This is a genomic window from Pseudarthrobacter sp. NKDBFgelt (assembly GCF_046097905.1).
Lineage (GTDB): Bacteria > Actinomycetota > Actinomycetes > Actinomycetales > Micrococcaceae > Arthrobacter > Arthrobacter polychromogenes.
In genome coordinates this window covers 12,558-27,560 of sequence record NZ_JBJURL010000041.1, presented here as the reverse complement: position 1 = coordinate 27,560, position 15,003 = coordinate 12,558, and the positions used below count along the sequence as shown (strand labels likewise).

14 protein-coding genes are annotated in these 15,003 nt (G+C 66.8%); 11 read left to right on the top strand and 3 right to left on the bottom strand.

Going from position 1 to position 15,003, the window contains the following annotated elements; translation table 11 throughout:
- Position 1: 1 nt before the first annotated feature.
- From ACKAE7_RS12385 to ACKAE7_RS12375, 3 genes are all read left to right on the top strand, one after another.
- Entirely contained in the window at positions 2-1,333 is a 1,332-nt protein-coding gene (locus ACKAE7_RS12385) for a geranylgeranyl reductase family protein (RefSeq protein WP_408979339.1), read from the top strand.
- A complete protein-coding gene (locus tag ACKAE7_RS12380; protein ID WP_188727221.1) occupies positions 1,330-2,430 on the top strand; it encodes a polyprenyl synthetase family protein in 1,101 nt (366 codons plus the stop codon). The genes ACKAE7_RS12385 and ACKAE7_RS12380 overlap by 4 nt, the downstream gene beginning before the upstream one ends.
- Before the next feature lie 461 nt (positions 2,431-2,891).
- A complete protein-coding gene (locus ACKAE7_RS12375) occupies positions 2,892-3,713 on the top strand; it encodes an endonuclease domain-containing protein (protein WP_408979338.1) in 822 nt (273 codons plus the stop codon).
- 139 nt (positions 3,714-3,852) lie between these two features.
- Here the strand turns inward: ACKAE7_RS12375 and ACKAE7_RS12370 are convergent, their stop codons facing one another.
- Both ACKAE7_RS12370 and ACKAE7_RS12365 read right to left on the bottom strand, forming a co-directional pair.
- The gene (locus ACKAE7_RS12370) at positions 3,853-4,278 is read right to left on the bottom strand and encodes a hypothetical protein (protein WP_066278208.1); all 426 of its coding nucleotides are present in this window, start codon (positions 4,276-4,278) and stop codon (positions 3,853-3,855) included.
- Positions 4,279-4,341: 63 nt separating this feature from the next.
- Entirely contained in the window at positions 4,342-4,998 is a 657-nt protein-coding gene (locus ACKAE7_RS12365; protein WP_188809505.1) for a trimeric intracellular cation channel family protein, read from the bottom strand.
- 61 nt (positions 4,999-5,059) lie between these two features.
- Here ACKAE7_RS12365 and ACKAE7_RS12360 point away from each other — a divergent pair, with 61 nt between their 5' ends.
- From ACKAE7_RS12360 to ACKAE7_RS12335, 6 genes are all read left to right on the top strand, one after another.
- On the top strand, positions 5,060-5,929 hold the full coding sequence (locus ACKAE7_RS12360; protein ID WP_408979337.1) for a sirohydrochlorin chelatase: 870 nt from the start codon (positions 5,060-5,062) through the stop codon (positions 5,927-5,929).
- 54 nt (positions 5,930-5,983) lie between these two features.
- Positions 5,984-7,729, top strand: a complete 1,746-nt coding sequence (locus ACKAE7_RS12355; protein WP_363954663.1) for a nitrite/sulfite reductase — start codon at positions 5,984-5,986, stop codon at positions 7,727-7,729.
- A gap of 134 nt (positions 7,730-7,863) precedes the next feature.
- Entirely contained in the window at positions 7,864-8,577 is a 714-nt protein-coding gene (locus ACKAE7_RS12350) for a phosphoadenylyl-sulfate reductase (protein WP_408979336.1), read from the top strand.
- Complete coding sequence (gene cysD, locus ACKAE7_RS12345) at positions 8,574-9,521, top strand: sulfate adenylyltransferase subunit CysD (RefSeq protein WP_066278202.1); 948 nt, start codon at positions 8,574-8,576, stop codon at positions 9,519-9,521. The genes ACKAE7_RS12350 and cysD overlap by 4 nt, the downstream gene beginning before the upstream one ends.
- Positions 9,521-10,930: a sulfate adenylyltransferase subunit 1 gene (locus ACKAE7_RS12340; RefSeq protein ID WP_408979335.1), complete on the top strand. Its 1,410-nt coding sequence runs from the start codon at positions 9,521-9,523 to the stop codon at positions 10,928-10,930. Before cysD ends, ACKAE7_RS12340 begins: the two co-directional genes overlap by 1 nt.
- 232 nt (positions 10,931-11,162) lie before the next feature.
- A complete protein-coding gene (locus tag ACKAE7_RS12335; RefSeq protein WP_188809510.1) occupies positions 11,163-11,942 on the top strand; it encodes a hypothetical protein in 780 nt (259 codons plus the stop codon).
- A 13-nt stretch (positions 11,943-11,955) separates the two neighbouring features.
- Here the strand turns inward: ACKAE7_RS12335 and ACKAE7_RS12330 are convergent, their stop codons facing one another.
- Positions 11,956-12,387 carry an SRPBCC family protein gene (locus tag ACKAE7_RS12330; protein ID WP_408979334.1) on the bottom strand — a complete coding sequence of 144 codons (432 nt, stop codon included), beginning with the start codon at positions 12,385-12,387 and terminating at the stop codon, positions 11,956-11,958.
- Positions 12,388-12,484: 97 nt separating this feature from the next.
- Between ACKAE7_RS12330 and ACKAE7_RS12325 the strand changes: the two genes are divergently transcribed.
- A complete protein-coding gene (locus tag ACKAE7_RS12325; protein WP_408979333.1) occupies positions 12,485-13,651 on the top strand; it encodes an RtcB family protein in 1,167 nt (388 codons plus the stop codon).
- Between the two features lie 201 nt (positions 13,652-13,852).
- Positions 13,853-14,977 (top strand): ABC transporter substrate-binding protein, encoded by a 1,125-nt coding sequence (locus tag ACKAE7_RS12320; RefSeq protein ID WP_408979345.1) that lies wholly within the window; start codon positions 13,853-13,855, stop codon positions 14,975-14,977.
- Positions 14,978-15,003 lie beyond the last annotated feature (26 nt).

Genomic DNA, 15,003 nt, shown 5'->3' with positions numbered 1-15,003 from the left:
TGTGAAGGTACTGATTGTCGGCGCCGGTCCCGCCGGATCCACCGCCGCGTACTACCTCGCCAGGGCCGGGCTGGATGTGACCGTCCTGGAGAAGACCAGCTTCCCGCGCGAAAAGGTCTGCGGTGACGGGCTGACCCCCCGCGCCGTCCGCGAGATCCAGAAGCTCGGCCTGCCGCACCCGGAGAACGACGGCTGGCGCCGGAACAAGGGCCTGCGCCTTATTGCCGGCGGGCGCACCATCGAACTGCCCTGGCCCGAGGTTTCCGATTTCCCCCAGTACGGGCTGATCCGCACCCGGCTCGGCTTCGACGAGGAACTGGCCCGGCACGCCCAATCCGCAGGTGCCGCCATCCTTGAGCGGCACAGTGTCACGGATGCCATACGGAACGACGACGGCCGCGTCACCGGTGTCCGCGCAGCGCTCCTTGACGAGTCCGGACGCAAGACGGGGGAGACACGCGAGTTCAGCGCCGACGTCGTCCTCGCCGCCGACGGCAATTCCACGCGCACCGCTGTATCCCTCGGAATGCATAAACGCGACGACCGCCCGCTCGGCGTCGCCGTCCGCACCTACTTCACCTCGCCCCGCACGGACGACGACTGGATGGAGGGCTGGCTGGAGCTTCCCGGCCGCGACGGCAAGCTGCTTCCCGGCTACGGCTGGGTGTTCGGCGTGGGCGACGGCACCTCCAACGTGGGCCTGGGCATCCTGAACTCGTCCAAGGAGTTCGGCAAGCTCGACTACAAGCAGGTCCTGCGCGAATGGACCGCCGGCATGCCCGCCGAATGGGGCTTCACGCCGGAGAACCAGGTGGGCGAGATCCGCGGCGCGGCGCTGCCCATGGGCTTCAACCGCACGCCGCACTACTCGCCGGGCCTGCTGCTGCTGGGCGACGCCGGCGGCATGGTCTCCCCGTTCAACGGCGAGGGCATCTCCTACGCCATGGAGTCCGCGCGGTTCGCTGCCGAGTTCATCATCGACGCCTCCTCCCGCTCAGTGGCGGCCGGCGGAACGTACGAGGCCGATGCGCACCTGGCGCGGTACGCGGACTATGTGCGCGAACAGTGGGGCTCCCACTTCACCCTGGGCCGGGCGTTCGCCGTGCTGATCGGCAAGCCTGCGGTCATGAAGCTCGCACTCCGGACCGGCATGCCCATCCCGGTGCTGATGCGGTTCGTGGTGCGGCTCCTGGCCAACCTCACGGACCCGTCCGCGAAGGGCTTTGAGGACCGGGTGATCCGTGTCCTGGAATCGCTGGTTCCGGCCACATCCAATACGCTGGCGGCCTCGAATCAGCGGTATCCGCAACAAAAAGTTAGGGTTAACCCGTGACCAACCCCGCAGACCACAGCTGGACGCACGCCGGACACGGCCTGCCGGACTCCGAACCCAGCCTCAATACCACCGCCATCGCAACGGGCCTGCAGCTGCCCGCGGGTTTCGCGGCCATCGCCGGAGATGCCGAACTGGGGCCGGCCATCACCAACAACCTGGCCCGGGTGGAGAAGAAACTCCGCGAAGCCATCGCCAACTCGGATCCGCTCGCTGACGCCACGTCGCGCCACCTGGTGGAAGCGGGCGGCAAGCGCATCCGGCCGCTGCTGACCCTGCTCTGTGCACACCTTGGCGACGCGTCGCTGCCCGCCGTGGTGCAGGCCGCCGTCGTGGTGGAACTGACGCACCTCGCAACGCTCTATCACGATGACGTCATGGACTCGGCCCCGTTCCGCCGCGGTGCACCCACCGCCCACGAGGTCTGGGGCAACTCCGTGGCGGTCCTCACCGGCGACCTGATTTTCGCCCGCGCCTCAATCCTGGTGTCCGAACTCGGTTCCCGGGCGCTCGGGATCCAGGCACGCACATTCGAGCGGCTGTGCCTGGGCCAGCTGCACGAAACCGTGGGTCCCCGTCCGGATGAGGATCCCGTGGAGCACTATCTTTCGGTGATTGCGGACAAGACGGGTTCACTCGTGGCTGCCTCCGGCCAGCTCGGCGCCATCTTCGCAGGTGCCGATCCCGCGTACGAATCCGTGCTGGTGGAGTACGGCGAAAAGGTGGGCGTGGCCTTCCAGCTTGCCGACGACGTCATCGATGTCACGGGCATCAAGGTCAAATCCGGCAAGTCACCCGGCACGGACCTGCGCGAAGGGGTTCCCACCCTGCCGGTGCTGCTCCTGCGCAAGGCCGCTGCTGACGGTGACCAGTCCGCCGTCGAACTTCTCCGGCTTATTGACGGCGACCTGACCTCCGACGAGGCCCTTGCCGAGGCCGTCGCCGGCCTGCGCGAGCATCCCGTCACGGCCGAATCCTGGGTGGTGGCACGCCGGTGGGCCGACGAGGCGATCGACGCCCTCGCGCCGCTGCCCGAAGGCGTAGTCAAGGATTCGCTGTCCAGCTTCGCGCTGGCTGTGGTGGACCGCGCCAGCTGACTCAACGTGCAGCCCGGCTCCATGCAAGGGGCCGGGCTTCTTCTTTGCGTCGATTGCTCCGTACCTGCCCTTTTGACCCGCCAAAACGACCGGTATGGAGCAGTCGATGGGTCGCGTTAAAACGGGATAGCCCCGGTCCGCAGCAACGATACGAGTCATACGTTGCTGTGAACCGAGGCTATCTCTCCGTTCGCATCAGACCCGCCGGAGGCGTTTAGCGGATCCGTGAATAGTCTATGACAGCTTTGTCACAAGATGCAACTACTAATTTACTGGTGGTGTCACGGACTTGTCGGCGCTGAGTTTCCCCACCTTTCGGCCGGGAACTGGCTGAACACCCGGCGAGTTGCCGTGACCCGCCGACAGGCAGCTCGAAAGACGGGGAAATCCAGCAGGATTTTTTGTCCACATAGGCCTTCCAGGCACTGCCTTCCCCATCGAAGATTGGGTCTGCTGGCTCCATGGACCTCACTCGCTTTCTCACGTACGCAGGCTCAGTGGCGCGCACGTCCACACTGCTGCAGGCTGGATTCACCGACCGGAGCGTTCGCAATGCGGTGGCGGTGGGTGACATCCGCCGTCTTCGGCACGGGGTGGTGGCACTGCCTGGCGCCCCGGAAGACATGACTGCGGCTGTCATGGGCAATGGCCTGCTGACGTGTGCCTCTGCGGCAGTACATCGCCGTCTTTGGTTGTTGAGGGAACCGTCAAAAGTCCACCTCCTGTGCCGGCACCGTGGCCCGGCGGACGCCGTGGTGCACCGCGGCTCCCTGATTCCTCCCGATTCACCAAAGCCGGTGGCGAGCACCACTGACGTGTTGATCCACAGCCTCCGCTGCCTGCCGGCCATGGAAGCTGCCGTCATGGTCGAGAGTGCAGCGCGGCAGGGGATAACCACCCTCGGCTACCTGCGGGGGCGGCTGCCCGGTAAGAGGAACGGTGCAGCCAGACGCGTGCTGGAGCTCGTTGACGGTACCGCCGATTCGCCCATTGAGGTGGTTGCCCGGATTCTCTTCCGCGCGGCGGGCATTTTCACGGAGACACAGGTGGAGCTTCCCGGCATCGGCATCGTGGACTTCCTGCTGGAAGGATTCCTGATCGTCGAGCTCGACGGCGCCACCCACCTTGAGCCCCGGCAGGTAAAGAAGGACCGTGCCAGGAACAACGCCAGCACCCTCACCGGATATGCGGTACTACGATACGGGTACGCCGACGTGGTTCATCACCCGGAAAGAATCATGGCCGAGGTGTGGCAGGTCCTCCGGGGCCGGGTTATCCGCTGAGATTCCCCAGTTTTTGCTGGCGAACCGGGGGAAACGCCGTCATCAGAGGGGGACACGCCGTCGCGCACCCCAAAAGGTGAGGAAACCCAGCGGGCGCCGGAGGATCTCGAAGCCACACTGAAACGGAAGAGAGGAAAGCCTAGTTGTCGTCGTCCTCGAAGGCCCACTCGAACATGTCGAACACAAACTCGGAGAACGTGCCTTCCTCGGACTTCCACTGCCCGCGGGCGTTGTTGCGCCGGTACACGATGGGGTCGGGGACGCTGAGGTCGCCCACCCGGAAGCCCCAGGTGTATTCCTCTTCCTCGTCCTCGAGGAACATCAGGAAGCCTTCGTCGTCAACCTCGAGCTCGTCGGGATCCCAGAAGTAGTGGTACGCCTCCATCAGGTCCTCGCAGCCGCCAACGGCCAGGTAGAACTCGCGGAGCACCAGAGGAATCTGGAATTGGTGGTCGGCCAGGGCCTTGTCCAGCTCGTCCGGATCCAGCCCGTCCTCTGCCTGCCATTCGTCTTCGAGATACTTCGGAACAAGCGCACGGAATTTCTCGAGGAACATGTCAGTCATGCTTCATATCCTAGCTAATCCCGGGCCCTGCAAAGTGACGCGGGAGGGCCGCCGGAGGCGTCGTCAGGCCGCGGGATTGCTGCCCCGCCGGTGCCACCCGTGAACGGCCAGCGGCGCCTGCCAGGAGCGCCGCCATGCCAGGATGCGGAAAGTGAAAACCACAGCCGCGATGGCCGTCGCCGTCAGCACATTGAAGACGCCCAGGACCCACAGCCCGGCGGTCATCGCGGCGCCCACGAAGGCCGGCAGCGCGTAGATGTCCTTGGGGTTGAAAAGTTCAGGAACCTCGTTGGCCGTGATGTCGCGCAGCAGCCCGCCGCCCACCGCCGTGGTGACTCCCAGCAGCACCGACGCCACCGGGTTCATCCCGGCAGCCAGGGCCTTGAGCGTGCCGGTCATGCAGAACAGTGCAAGGCCGCCGGCATCGAAGAGGGTCAGCAGGGACGTATAGCGCTGGACGCTGGGGAACAGGAAGTACACCAGGAGCGTGGCCAGCACCGGCGGCACCAGGTAGGCCGGGTTGGTGAACGCCGCGGGCGGCCCGCTGTTGAGGATGATGTCCCGGATTACGCCGCCGCCGAGTCCCACAAGGGAAGCCAGCAGCAGGGAGCCCACAATATCGATGTGCTTCCGGGCCGCCAGCAGGGACCCGGACACCGCGAAGAAGAAGACGCCCAGCAGATCCAGCCACACCGGCGAGTTGTCAAAGGCGAATGTCATGGAGCGTCCCGGCAATTCAAAAGAGGGCGGACAGGGCGGCTCCAACGTTACGCTAGCCCGTATGAACAGCCCCATCATGATCGCCTGCGCCCATGGGACGTCCAACACACAGGGAGCCGCGGAGGTCAACGCCCTGCGCGCCGCCATCGCCGAACTCCGCCCCGGCCTTGACGTCCGGGAGGCCTATGTGGACGTCCAGCAGCCGGACCTGGTGGACGTGGTGGCGGGCCTGCCCGAGGGCGAGGCCGCCGTGGTGGTGCCGCTGCTGCTCAGCGTGGGCTACCACGTGAAGGTGGACATTGCGCGGGCCGTGAAGAGCAGGCCGGGCAGTGCCGCAGCCGCGCCACTGGGCCCTGATCCGCGCCTGGCCGCGCTGCTCGACCAGCGTTTGCGCGAAGCCGGCGTGACGGATAACGACGTGATCGTGCTGGCTGCCGCGGGCTCCTCCAACCCCAACGCCGCCATCAGCGTCGAGGAGCTGCTGGGCCAGCTCCGGGAGCTGCGGTCCAACCGGATGGTGGCCGCCTACGGTGCCTCCGCAAAACCTTCCGTGCCCGACGCCGTCGCGATGCTTCGCGAGGAGCTGGAAGGCGGTGCCGGGGCGGGTGAGTCCGCGGGAGCGGTCGACGTCGGCGGGCGCGTGGTGATTGCCTCCTACCTCCTGGCGCCGGGCTTCTTCCACGACCAGCTGGCCAAGGCCGGGGCCGACGTCGTCACCGAACCGCTGCTGCCGTCCCCGGTGCTCGCCGAAATCGCGCTGGACAGGTATGACGCCGCCGTCGCAAAAGCCCGTGAAGCCGCGGCACACGCGCCGGCTGAAACAGCAGAACAGGCCCCCCAAAAGGCGCCCGCGGAACCGGGCGCAAATGCACAGCAGGGTGGCTTGTTCAAGGCTGTCCGGCGTTTCGTGACGAAATATTTCCCTAGGTGACTTAGCGTTTCCGGGCCTTTGTGACGCTCTTCGGACGGGACCTACAGTCGATGCATGACTGATACAGCTCTAGCCGGAGCGTCGGCGGATTCCGCTGCCGCGAAGCGCCCGGCCCGCACGTCCCGTCCCGCCGCGAAGCCGCACGGACAGTGGAAAGTGGACGGCAAAACGCCGCTGAACGCCAACGAAACCTGGAAACAGGAAGACGACGGCCTGAACGTGCGCGAGCGTATCGAGACCATCTACTCCAAGGAAGGCTTCGACGCCATCCCCGGCCAGGACCTCCACGGCCGGTTCCGCTGGTGGGGCCTCTACACCCAGCGCAAGCCCGGGATCGACGGCGGCAAGACGGCCACGCTTGAGCCGCACGAGCTCGAGGACAAGTACTTCATGCTCCGCGTCCGCATCGACGGCGGCGCCCTCACCACCGAACAGCTTCGCGTCATCGGCCAGATCTCCGTGGACTTCGCCCGCGACTCCGCCGACCTGACCGACCGCCAGAACATCCAGCTGCACTGGATCCGCGTGGAGGACATCCCCGAGATCTGGACCCGCCTGGAGGGTGTTGGCCTGTCCACCACCGAGGCCTGCGGCGACGTTCCCCGCGTGATCCTGGGCTCGCCCGTGGCCGGCATCGCCAAGGACGAGATCATCGACCCCACCCCGCTCATCGAGGAGCTGGGGGAGCGGTTCATCGGCAACCCGCTGCTGTCCAACCTGCCGCGCAAGTACAAGACCGCCATCACCGGCCACCCCAGCCAGGACGTGGTCCACGAGATCAACGACTTCGCCCTGGTGGGTGTTCGCCACCCGGAACTCGGCGTCGGCTACGACCTCTGGGCCGGCGGCGCGCTGTCCACCAACCCGATGCTCGGCAAGCGCCTCGGTGCGTTCGTGACCCCTGAGCAGGCCGCCGACGTGTGGCTCGGCGTCACCAGCATCTTCCGCGACTACGGCTACCGGCGCATGCGCACCAAGGCCCGCCTGAAGTTCCTGATGGCCGACTGGGGGCCGGAGAAGTTCCGCCAGATCCTCGAGGACGAATACCTCGGCTACAAGCTGGCTGATGGCCCCGCCGCGCCCAAGCCCACCACCCCGGGAGACCACATCGGCGTGCACGAGCAGAAGGACGGCAAGTTCTTCATCGGCGCCACCCCGCTGGCCGGCCGCCTGTCCGGTGCCGCGCTGGTCAAGCTCGCGGACACCCTCGAGGCCCGCGGCTCCTTCCGGCTGCGCACCACCCCGCACCAGAAGCTCGTTGTCCTGGACGTCGAGAAGGACCAGGTGGAGTCCCTTGTGGCAGAGCTGGACGAGCTGGGCCTGTCCGCCCGCCCGTCCGTGTTCCGCCGCGGCACCATCGCCTGCACCGGCATCGAGTACTGCAAGCTGGCCATCGTGGAGACCAAGTACACCGCCGCCACGGCAGTGGCCGAACTGGAACGCCGCCTGGCCGACCTCGCTGACAGCGGCCAGCTGCCGCACGCGCTGTCCCTGCACATCAACGGCTGCCCTAACTCCTGCGCCCGCATCCAGACCGCGGACATCGGCCTCAAGGGCATGATGCTGCCAACGCCCGACGGCGACCCCTCCCCGGGTTTCCAGGTCCACCTGGGCGGCGGGCTGGCTTCCAACGAGCGCGAGGAAGCAGGCCTGGGCCGTACCGTCCGCGGCCTCAAGGTCTACGTCGATGACCTCCCCGATTACGTGGAGCGCGTTGTCCGCACCTTCGTTGCCCAGCGCGCCGAGGGCCAGACCTTCGCCGAATGGGCCCACGCAGCAGACGAGGAGGCACTCCAGTGAGTAAGCACGCACTACCGTTGGCAGGCGATGCCGCCCAGGGAGTGGCATCGGGCCTGTCGGAGCCGCGCGCTGGGCTGATCGAGGATCAGCCGCGCGGCGGAGGGGCGGGGGCGGCATCGCCTGCCAAACACGCCTTGCCTATTCCTGCTATCCGCTCCCACGAAGAGCTCAAGGCCATCGCCGAAGCCGGTGCCGCCGAACTCGGCTGGGACGCCCCCGCCCGCGACGTCATCGCCTGGGTGGAGCGCAACTTCGAGCTGCCCGCCGTCGCCGTCGCCTGCTCCATGGCCGACGCCGTCCTCCCGGCGCTGGTCGCGGACCAGATGCCCGGCGTCGACGTCCTGTTCCTGGAGACCGGCTACCACTTCCCGGAAACCTACGCCACGCGCGATGAAGTGGCCGCGAACCTCCGCGTCAATGTGGTGGATGTGCTTCCCGAGAACACCGTGGAACAGCAGGACCGGCTCCTGGGCAAGGACCTCTTTGCCCGCGACGCCGCCCAGTGCTGCGCCCTCCGCAAGGTGGCCCCGCTGCGCCGCACCCTGTCCGGCTACGAACTGTGGTTCACCGGCGTGCGCCGCGACGAGGCCCCCACCCGCACCAACACCCCGCTGGTCACCTGGGATGAGGCCAACGGCCTGGTCAAGGTGAACCCGGTGGCTGCGTGGACGTTCGACCAACTGGTCCAGTACTCGGACGACAACCTCCTGCCCGTCAACCCGCTGCTTTCCCAGGGGTACCCCTCCATTGGCTGCCAGCCCTGCACCCGGAAGGTGGCGCGGGGCGACGACCCCCGCGCCGGCCGCTGGGCAGGGACCGACAAGACAGAATGCGGACTACACGTATGAGCACTTACCTAACCGAGGAGACCACCCAGGTGACTGACGCTGCCGTTTCCACGCGCCTGAGCAGCCTGGACACCCTTGAGTCCGAGGCCATCCACATCATCCGCGAGGTTGTTGCCGAGTTTGAAAAGCCTGCCCTGCTGTTCTCCGGCGGCAAGGACTCCGTGGTGATGCTGCACCTGGCCACCAAGGCCTTCTGGCCCGGCAAGGTTCCGTTCCCCGTGCTGCACGTGGACACCGGCCACAACTTCCCCGAGGTCATCGACTTCCGGGACCGCACTGTTGAGCGCCTGGGCCTGAAGCTCGTGGTGGGCTCCGTCCAGGAATTCATCGACCGCGGCGAGCTCGCCGAGCGCGCCGACGGGACCCGCAACCCGCTGCAGACCGTCCCGTTGCTGGACGCCATCCAGCAGAACAAGTTCGACGCCGTCTTTGGCGGCGGCCGCCGCGACGAGGACAAGGCCCGCGCCAAGGAGCGCATCCTGAGCCTCCGGGACGAGTTCGGCCAGTGGGACCCGCGCAACCAGCGCCCCGAGCTGTGGAACCTTTACAACGGCCGCCACACCGTGGGCCAGCACGTCCGTGCGTTCCCCATCAGCAACTGGACCGAGCTGGACATCTGGCGCTACATCGAGCGCGAGAACATCGAGCTGCCCGGCCTGTACTACGCCCACGAGCGCGAGGTCTTCGCCCGCGACGGCATGTGGCGGGCTGTGGGCGAGGTGTCCCAGCCGCTGCCGCACGAGGATGTCATCACTAAGACCGTCCGCTACCGCACTGTGGGGGACATGTCCTGCACCGGCGCCGTCGAGTCCGACGCGTACACGGTGGCCGACGTTGTGGTTGAAGTCGCTGCCTCCACCCTGACCGAACGTGGCGCCACCCGTGCAGATGACCGCATCTCCGAGGCCGCCATGGAAGACCGCAAGAAGGACGGGTATTTCTAATGAGCACGATTTCCGAGATTTCGCCAGGCTCACTCACCGAAGGCCTGCCCACGACGCTCTTCCGGTTCGCCACCGCAGGATCGGTCGACGACGGCAAGTCCACTTTGGTGGGCCGCCTCCTTCACGATTCCAAGGCCATCCTGGCTGACACGCTCGACGCCGTTGCCCGCACGTCAGCGGACCGCGGCTTCGGCGGGGCCGCCGGCGGGATCGACCTGGCACTGCTGACCGACGGCCTGCGTGCCGAGCGCGAGCAGGGCATCACCATCGACGTCGCCTACCGCTACTTCGCCACCGACCGCCGCAGCTTCATCCTGGCCGACTGCCCCGGGCACGTGCAGTACACCAAGAACACGGTGACCGGCGCGTCCACGGCGGATGCCGTCGTCGTACTCATCGACGCCCGCAAGGGTGTGCTGGAGCAGACCCGCCGGCACCTGTCCGTGCTGCAGCTGCTGCGCGTGGCGCACGTGATCGTGGCCGTGAACAAAATCGACCTGGTGGACTTCAGCGAGGACGTGTTCCGCGAGATCGAAGCCGACGTGCAGCAGGTGGGCCGCGAACTGGGCCTGGGTTCCGATGGCATTACCGACCTGTTGGTGGTCCCCGTTTCCGCCCTCGACGGCGACAACGTGGTGGAACGCTCCGAGCGCACCCCCTGGTACACCGGCCCGGCGCTGCTCGAGGTCCTCGAGACCCTGCCCGCAGCGGATGAACTGGAAAGCCACCTGGAGAGCTTCCGCTTCCCGGTGCAGCTGGTCATCCGGCCGCAGGGCGCCCTGGCTCCGGACGCCGTCGCCGCCGGCCTGGATGTGGAGGCCTACCGTGACTACCGTGCGTACGCCGGCCAGATCACGGAAGGCTCGGTCAAGGTGGGGGACAAGGTCTCCGTCCTGACTCCCGGCCAGGACCCCCGCACCACCACGGTGGTGGGCATCGACTTCGCCGGCTCCTCGCTGGAGGAAGCCGCCGCCCCGCAGTCCGTGGCAATCCGCCTGGCCGAGGAGTTCGATGTGGCCCGCGGCGACACCATCGCCGCCGCAGGCACCGTCCGCGAAGCCTCAGCCGACCTGTACGCGTCGCTGTGCTGGCTGTCCCCGAAGCCGCTCCGGGAGGGCCAGAAGGTGCTGGTCAAGCACGGCACCCGCACCGTCCAGGCCTTGGTCCGCAACGTCGGCGGCAAGCTTGACCTTGCCTCCTTCAAGCTGGAACCGGCGTCCACCCTGGAACTCAACGACATTGGCAACGCGCAGCTCCGGCTCGCCGCGCCGCTGCCGCTGGAGAACTACCTCCACCACCGCCGCACCGGAGCGTTCCTGGTGATCGACCCGCTGGACGGCAACACCCTCGCCGCCGGACTGGTCAAGGACCACCCGGGCGACCACGAGGACGAGCGCTACAGCATCTGATTTCCCCTGATACCGCGGCTTGTTCGCAGATCCTGGCCTTGATGGTTCGGATCCGCGAACAGGCCGCGGTTTTGTTGTCTTCGGCGGTGAGTACCGGCAGCAGCCCATCAGTGCTGCCCTGTTCAAATGCAAGTACTCGCTACTCGTGCGGGCGGCTGCGCCACCACGACTTAATGGTCAACGGGGGGCACGAGCTTCCTTTGGATCTGGACGCAACACCTCAGGAGGCATAATGCCGGCCATTAAAGAGTGGAAAACCCGGGCGGCTGAGCATCTCCGGCGAGACTCCGAGGACTGGAGGATCGAACCCCGCCATGAGCGGCTTCTCATACTGATCCCGTTCATCATCGCCGTGGTGGTGGCGGCAACCCTTCCGTTCAAGGACTTCTACCTCTGGCTGGTTAACGAGGACTCCGTTGTCGAATGGCTGCAGTTCGCGTGCCTGCTGGCGGCAAGCATCTTCCTGCCCCTCATCACCGTGTACCTGGTCCGTGCCAAACGCTGGGGCATGGCTGTGCTCTATGGGGTTGTCACGCTGGGGGTCTGGTTCCTGACGGGCGAGGAGATCTCGTGGGGCCAGCGAATCTTCGGCTGGGCCACACCCGAGTCCCTCAACGAGGTCAACCGCCAGGGCGAAACCACAGTGCACAACATCCGCGGCGTGCAGGAACTGGTGCCCGCGGCCATGCTCCTTGCGAGCCTCTACGGCGCCTGTGCCCCGCTGGTATGGACTGCCGTTGGAAAACGGTGGAAGCATCTGAAGAACAGGCGCCTGCTGGTCCCGCCGCTGTGCCTGGTGCCCGCCTTCGCGCTGGCCGCCGGCTACCGCCTTTTCCGCCTGCTGATCTGGCCGGAGCCCACGTTCGTCATCTCGGAGTATGCCGAGGCGATGGAGCTGTCCCTCTACCTGGGGCTCGCCATGTTCTGTTGGTACAACCTGCGCCTGCTGCGTGAGCCGCAGGCGGGGCCTGGCCGGAACCAGACCCGGGGCCTGCACCGCAAGGCGGCGTAGGGTTCCAGACCCCTCATGGCTCCAGGATGGTCTTGAGTTTCTGCAGGTCCTTGCGGGTTTCCCGGCGGATCATCGGTGCCATGAACAGCCCCGCCAGCTTCGAGAAACCCGAGGGGCTCCCGGTGTTGCCAAGCGTCATGCGCGTCCCGCCGTCGTCGTCCGTCCAGGTGTAGGTGGTCTGCATGGGGAACGGGCCCTGCGCCGTCCGCATGACGAGCCGCTCGCCGGGGACATAGTCCACGAACTCATAGGTGTAGTTGAGCTCGCGGCCCAGGAACTTTGCCGTGAAGGCCACCTTGGAGCCGGTGCCCAGCGGTCCGGCGGTCAGGCGCTGCGACCTGTGGATGTTGGCGTACCACGTGGGGGCGTTGTCCGGGTTGGCCGCATAGTCCGCCACCTCCGCGCGCGGCCTGCGGATGAGGATGCCGGTCTGGACGTTCACCATACGTGCGTCTCCTTGTCAGGGTGGACCGGCCAGGCGGTCTGCCCGGGGTTAGCCTAGGAACCACGTTAGTCCCCAGCCGTCCCGTGGGAGGCCCCGCATGGAAGCCATCAACAGCAAGCTGCTGAACTGGGCGTCGATCCTGGATGACAAGACGCGTGAGCAGGCGGTGCAGACCTCACAGCTGCCATTTATCTACCCGCACCTGGCCCTCATGCCCGACGCGCACCTGGGAAAGGGCGCCACGGTGGGCTCGGTCATCCCCACCCTGCACGCGATCATGCCGGCGGCCGTGGGGGTGGATATCGGCTGCGGCATGATCGCCGTCCGGACCCAGTACGCACTAAAGGACCTGCCCAAGGACCGGAAGAGGTTGCGCGAGGACATCGAGCGGGCCATCCCGCTGTCTGCCGGCCACAACAACAGGACGGTGCAGGCCACGGCGGAGCCGCGGATTGCCGAGCTGAAGAGGTTGGCCGCGAGAGCCGGCTTCAACCCGGCACAGTACGTGGAGAAGTGGGACCTCCAGCTGGGCTCGCTCGGATCCGGCAACCACTTCATTGAAGTCTGCGCCGATGAGGCCGACGCCGTGTGGCTGTTCCTGCATTCCGGTTCCCGCGGCATCGGCAACAAGATCGCCCAGCATCACATCGGCGTCGCCCAGCACGTGGTGGCGAAGAAGCAGATCCACCTGCCGGACCCGGACCTCGCCTACCTTGAGGAGGGCACGCCGCAGTTCGACCGGTACATGGCAGAGCTGCACTGGGCCCAGCACTTCGCCCTCCTGAACCGCGAAGAGATGATGGACCGCGTCAGCGCCCAGTTCGGCCGGTGGGCGGGCGGGCCTGTGCAGGAACTCGCGCGGGTCAACTGCCACCACAACTTCACCCGGCAGGAGGTCCACTACGGCAAGTCCGTCTGGGTATCCCGCAAGGGCGCCATCAAAGCCGCGCCCGGCGATCCTGGACTTATCCCGGGGTCCATGGGGACGTCGTCGTACGTGGTGGAAGGACTCGGCAACGCGGCGTCGCTGAACTCCTCGCCGCACGGGGCAGGCCGGGAGTACTCACGCAACGCCGCCCGCAAAACTTTCTCCCTCGACGAACTGAAAATGGCTATGCGGGGGATCGAGTTCCGGGCCTCCGAGGCGTTCATCGACGAGATACCCGCGGCCTACAAACCCATCGACGTCGTCATGCAGGACGCGGCGGACCTGGTCACCGTCAGGCACAAACTGCGGCAACTGGTCAACGTCAAGGGAAACTGAGCCGGTACCTGGAGCGCGCGCGTTCGCCGGAACGGTGCCACGGCGCCGGGGCGGAACGGCGAGCAGGTACCGTTCCGGCGACCCCGGCGAACAGTGTCCGAATATGACGCTAGATGAACCCGCGTGACCCCCCGTTTCCGCGTCATTGAACGGGTTTGGGGCACTCCCTATGGTGAAACAATGACTAGTTCCAAGCCCGGGATGACCCGCATCGTGGCAGGCGAAAGCGCGGTACCCAAGCGCAAGCGTGCCATCGAGGCTGCCCTGGCCATCGGGCTGGTCCTGCTGATCGCCGTCGGCGCCGTGGTGGCCTCCACCGTTTCACGCAACACGGAGGCGCAGGCCGCTGAACCCACCCCCGCCGCCGAGCTCAAACTGGGATACTTCGGCAACGTCACCCACGCCCCAGCACTGGTGGGCATCAAGCAGGGCTTCCTGGCCGAAGCCCTGGGCAGCACCGCGCTCAGCACCGAGACGTTCAATGCCGGGCCCGCGGCCATCGAGGCCTTGAACGCCGGTGCCATCGACGCCGCCTACATCGGCCCCAACCCGGCCATCAACTCCTTCGTCAAGAGCCAGGGCCAGTCCGTGCGCATCATCGCCGGCGCCGCCGCAGGCGGTGCACAGCTGGTGGTCAAGCCGGAGATCAACTCCGCCGCGGACCTCAAGGGCAGGACCCTCGCCTCCCCGCAGCTCGGCGGCACCCAGGACGTGGCCCTCCGCTCCTGGCTTGCCTCCGAGGGGTACCAGAGCAACGTGGACGGCAGCGGCGACGTGGCCATCAACCCCACGGAGAACGCGCAGACGCTTAAGCTGTTCCAGGACGGAAAGCTCGACGGCGCGTGGTTGCCTGAGCCATGGGCCTCGCGGCTGGTGCTCCAGGCCGGAGCGAAGGTGCTTGTGGACGAAAAGGACCTCTGGGACGGGACCGCCACGGGCAAGCCCGGCGAGTTCCCTACCACCGTCCTGATCGTGAACCAGAAGTTCGCCGCTGACCACCCGGACACCGTCAAGGCACTCCTGGCCGGCCACGCGGAGTCGGTGGCCTGGCTGAACGAGGCCCCCGCCGCGGAAAAGGCAAGCGTCATCAACTCGGCCCTGCAGGAATCGGCCGGGGCAGCCCTGGCAGATGATGTCCTGGCCCGGTCCCTGGCCAACATCACCTTCACCCTGGACCCGCTGGCCGGAAGCTACCCGCGGCTGCTGGAGGACGGCGTCGAGGCCGGCACCACCAAGCAAGCCGACATCACCGGCCTCTTCGACCTCCGGCCGCTCAACGGAGTCTCAGCAACCAAGATTTCAGCAGCCGGCCTCGGCCAGGACTGATCCACCCACCAACTTAAGGACGGCAC

Coding starts and splice junctions, on each gene's coding strand:
- ACKAE7_RS12360 (WP_408979337.1), top strand. CDS start 5,060: ATGAACAGCCCCATCATGATCGCCTGCGCCCATGGGACGTCCAACACA.
- cysD (WP_066278202.1), top strand. CDS start 8,574: ATGAGCACTTACCTAACCGAGGAGACCACCCAGGTGACTGACGCTGCC.
- ACKAE7_RS12320 (WP_408979345.1), top strand. CDS start 13,853: ATGACCCGCATCGTGGCAGGCGAAAGCGCGGTACCCAAGCGCAAGCGT.
- ACKAE7_RS12340 (WP_408979335.1), top strand. CDS start 9,521: ATGAGCACGATTTCCGAGATTTCGCCAGGCTCACTCACCGAAGGCCTG.
- ACKAE7_RS12365 (WP_188809505.1), bottom strand. CDS start 4,998: ATGACATTCGCCTTTGACAACTCGCCGGTGTGGCTGGATCTGCTGGGC.
- ACKAE7_RS12335 (WP_188809510.1), top strand. CDS start 11,163: ATGCCGGCCATTAAAGAGTGGAAAACCCGGGCGGCTGAGCATCTCCGG.
- ACKAE7_RS12375 (WP_408979338.1), top strand. CDS start 2,892: ATGGACCTCACTCGCTTTCTCACGTACGCAGGCTCAGTGGCGCGCACG.
- ACKAE7_RS12355 (WP_363954663.1), top strand. CDS start 5,984: ATGACTGATACAGCTCTAGCCGGAGCGTCGGCGGATTCCGCTGCCGCG.
- ACKAE7_RS12370 (WP_066278208.1), bottom strand. CDS start 4,278: ATGACTGACATGTTCCTCGAGAAATTCCGTGCGCTTGTTCCGAAGTAT.
- ACKAE7_RS12330 (WP_408979334.1), bottom strand. CDS start 12,387: ATGGTGAACGTCCAGACCGGCATCCTCATCCGCAGGCCGCGCGCGGAG.
- ACKAE7_RS12325 (WP_408979333.1), top strand. CDS start 12,485: ATGGAAGCCATCAACAGCAAGCTGCTGAACTGGGCGTCGATCCTGGAT.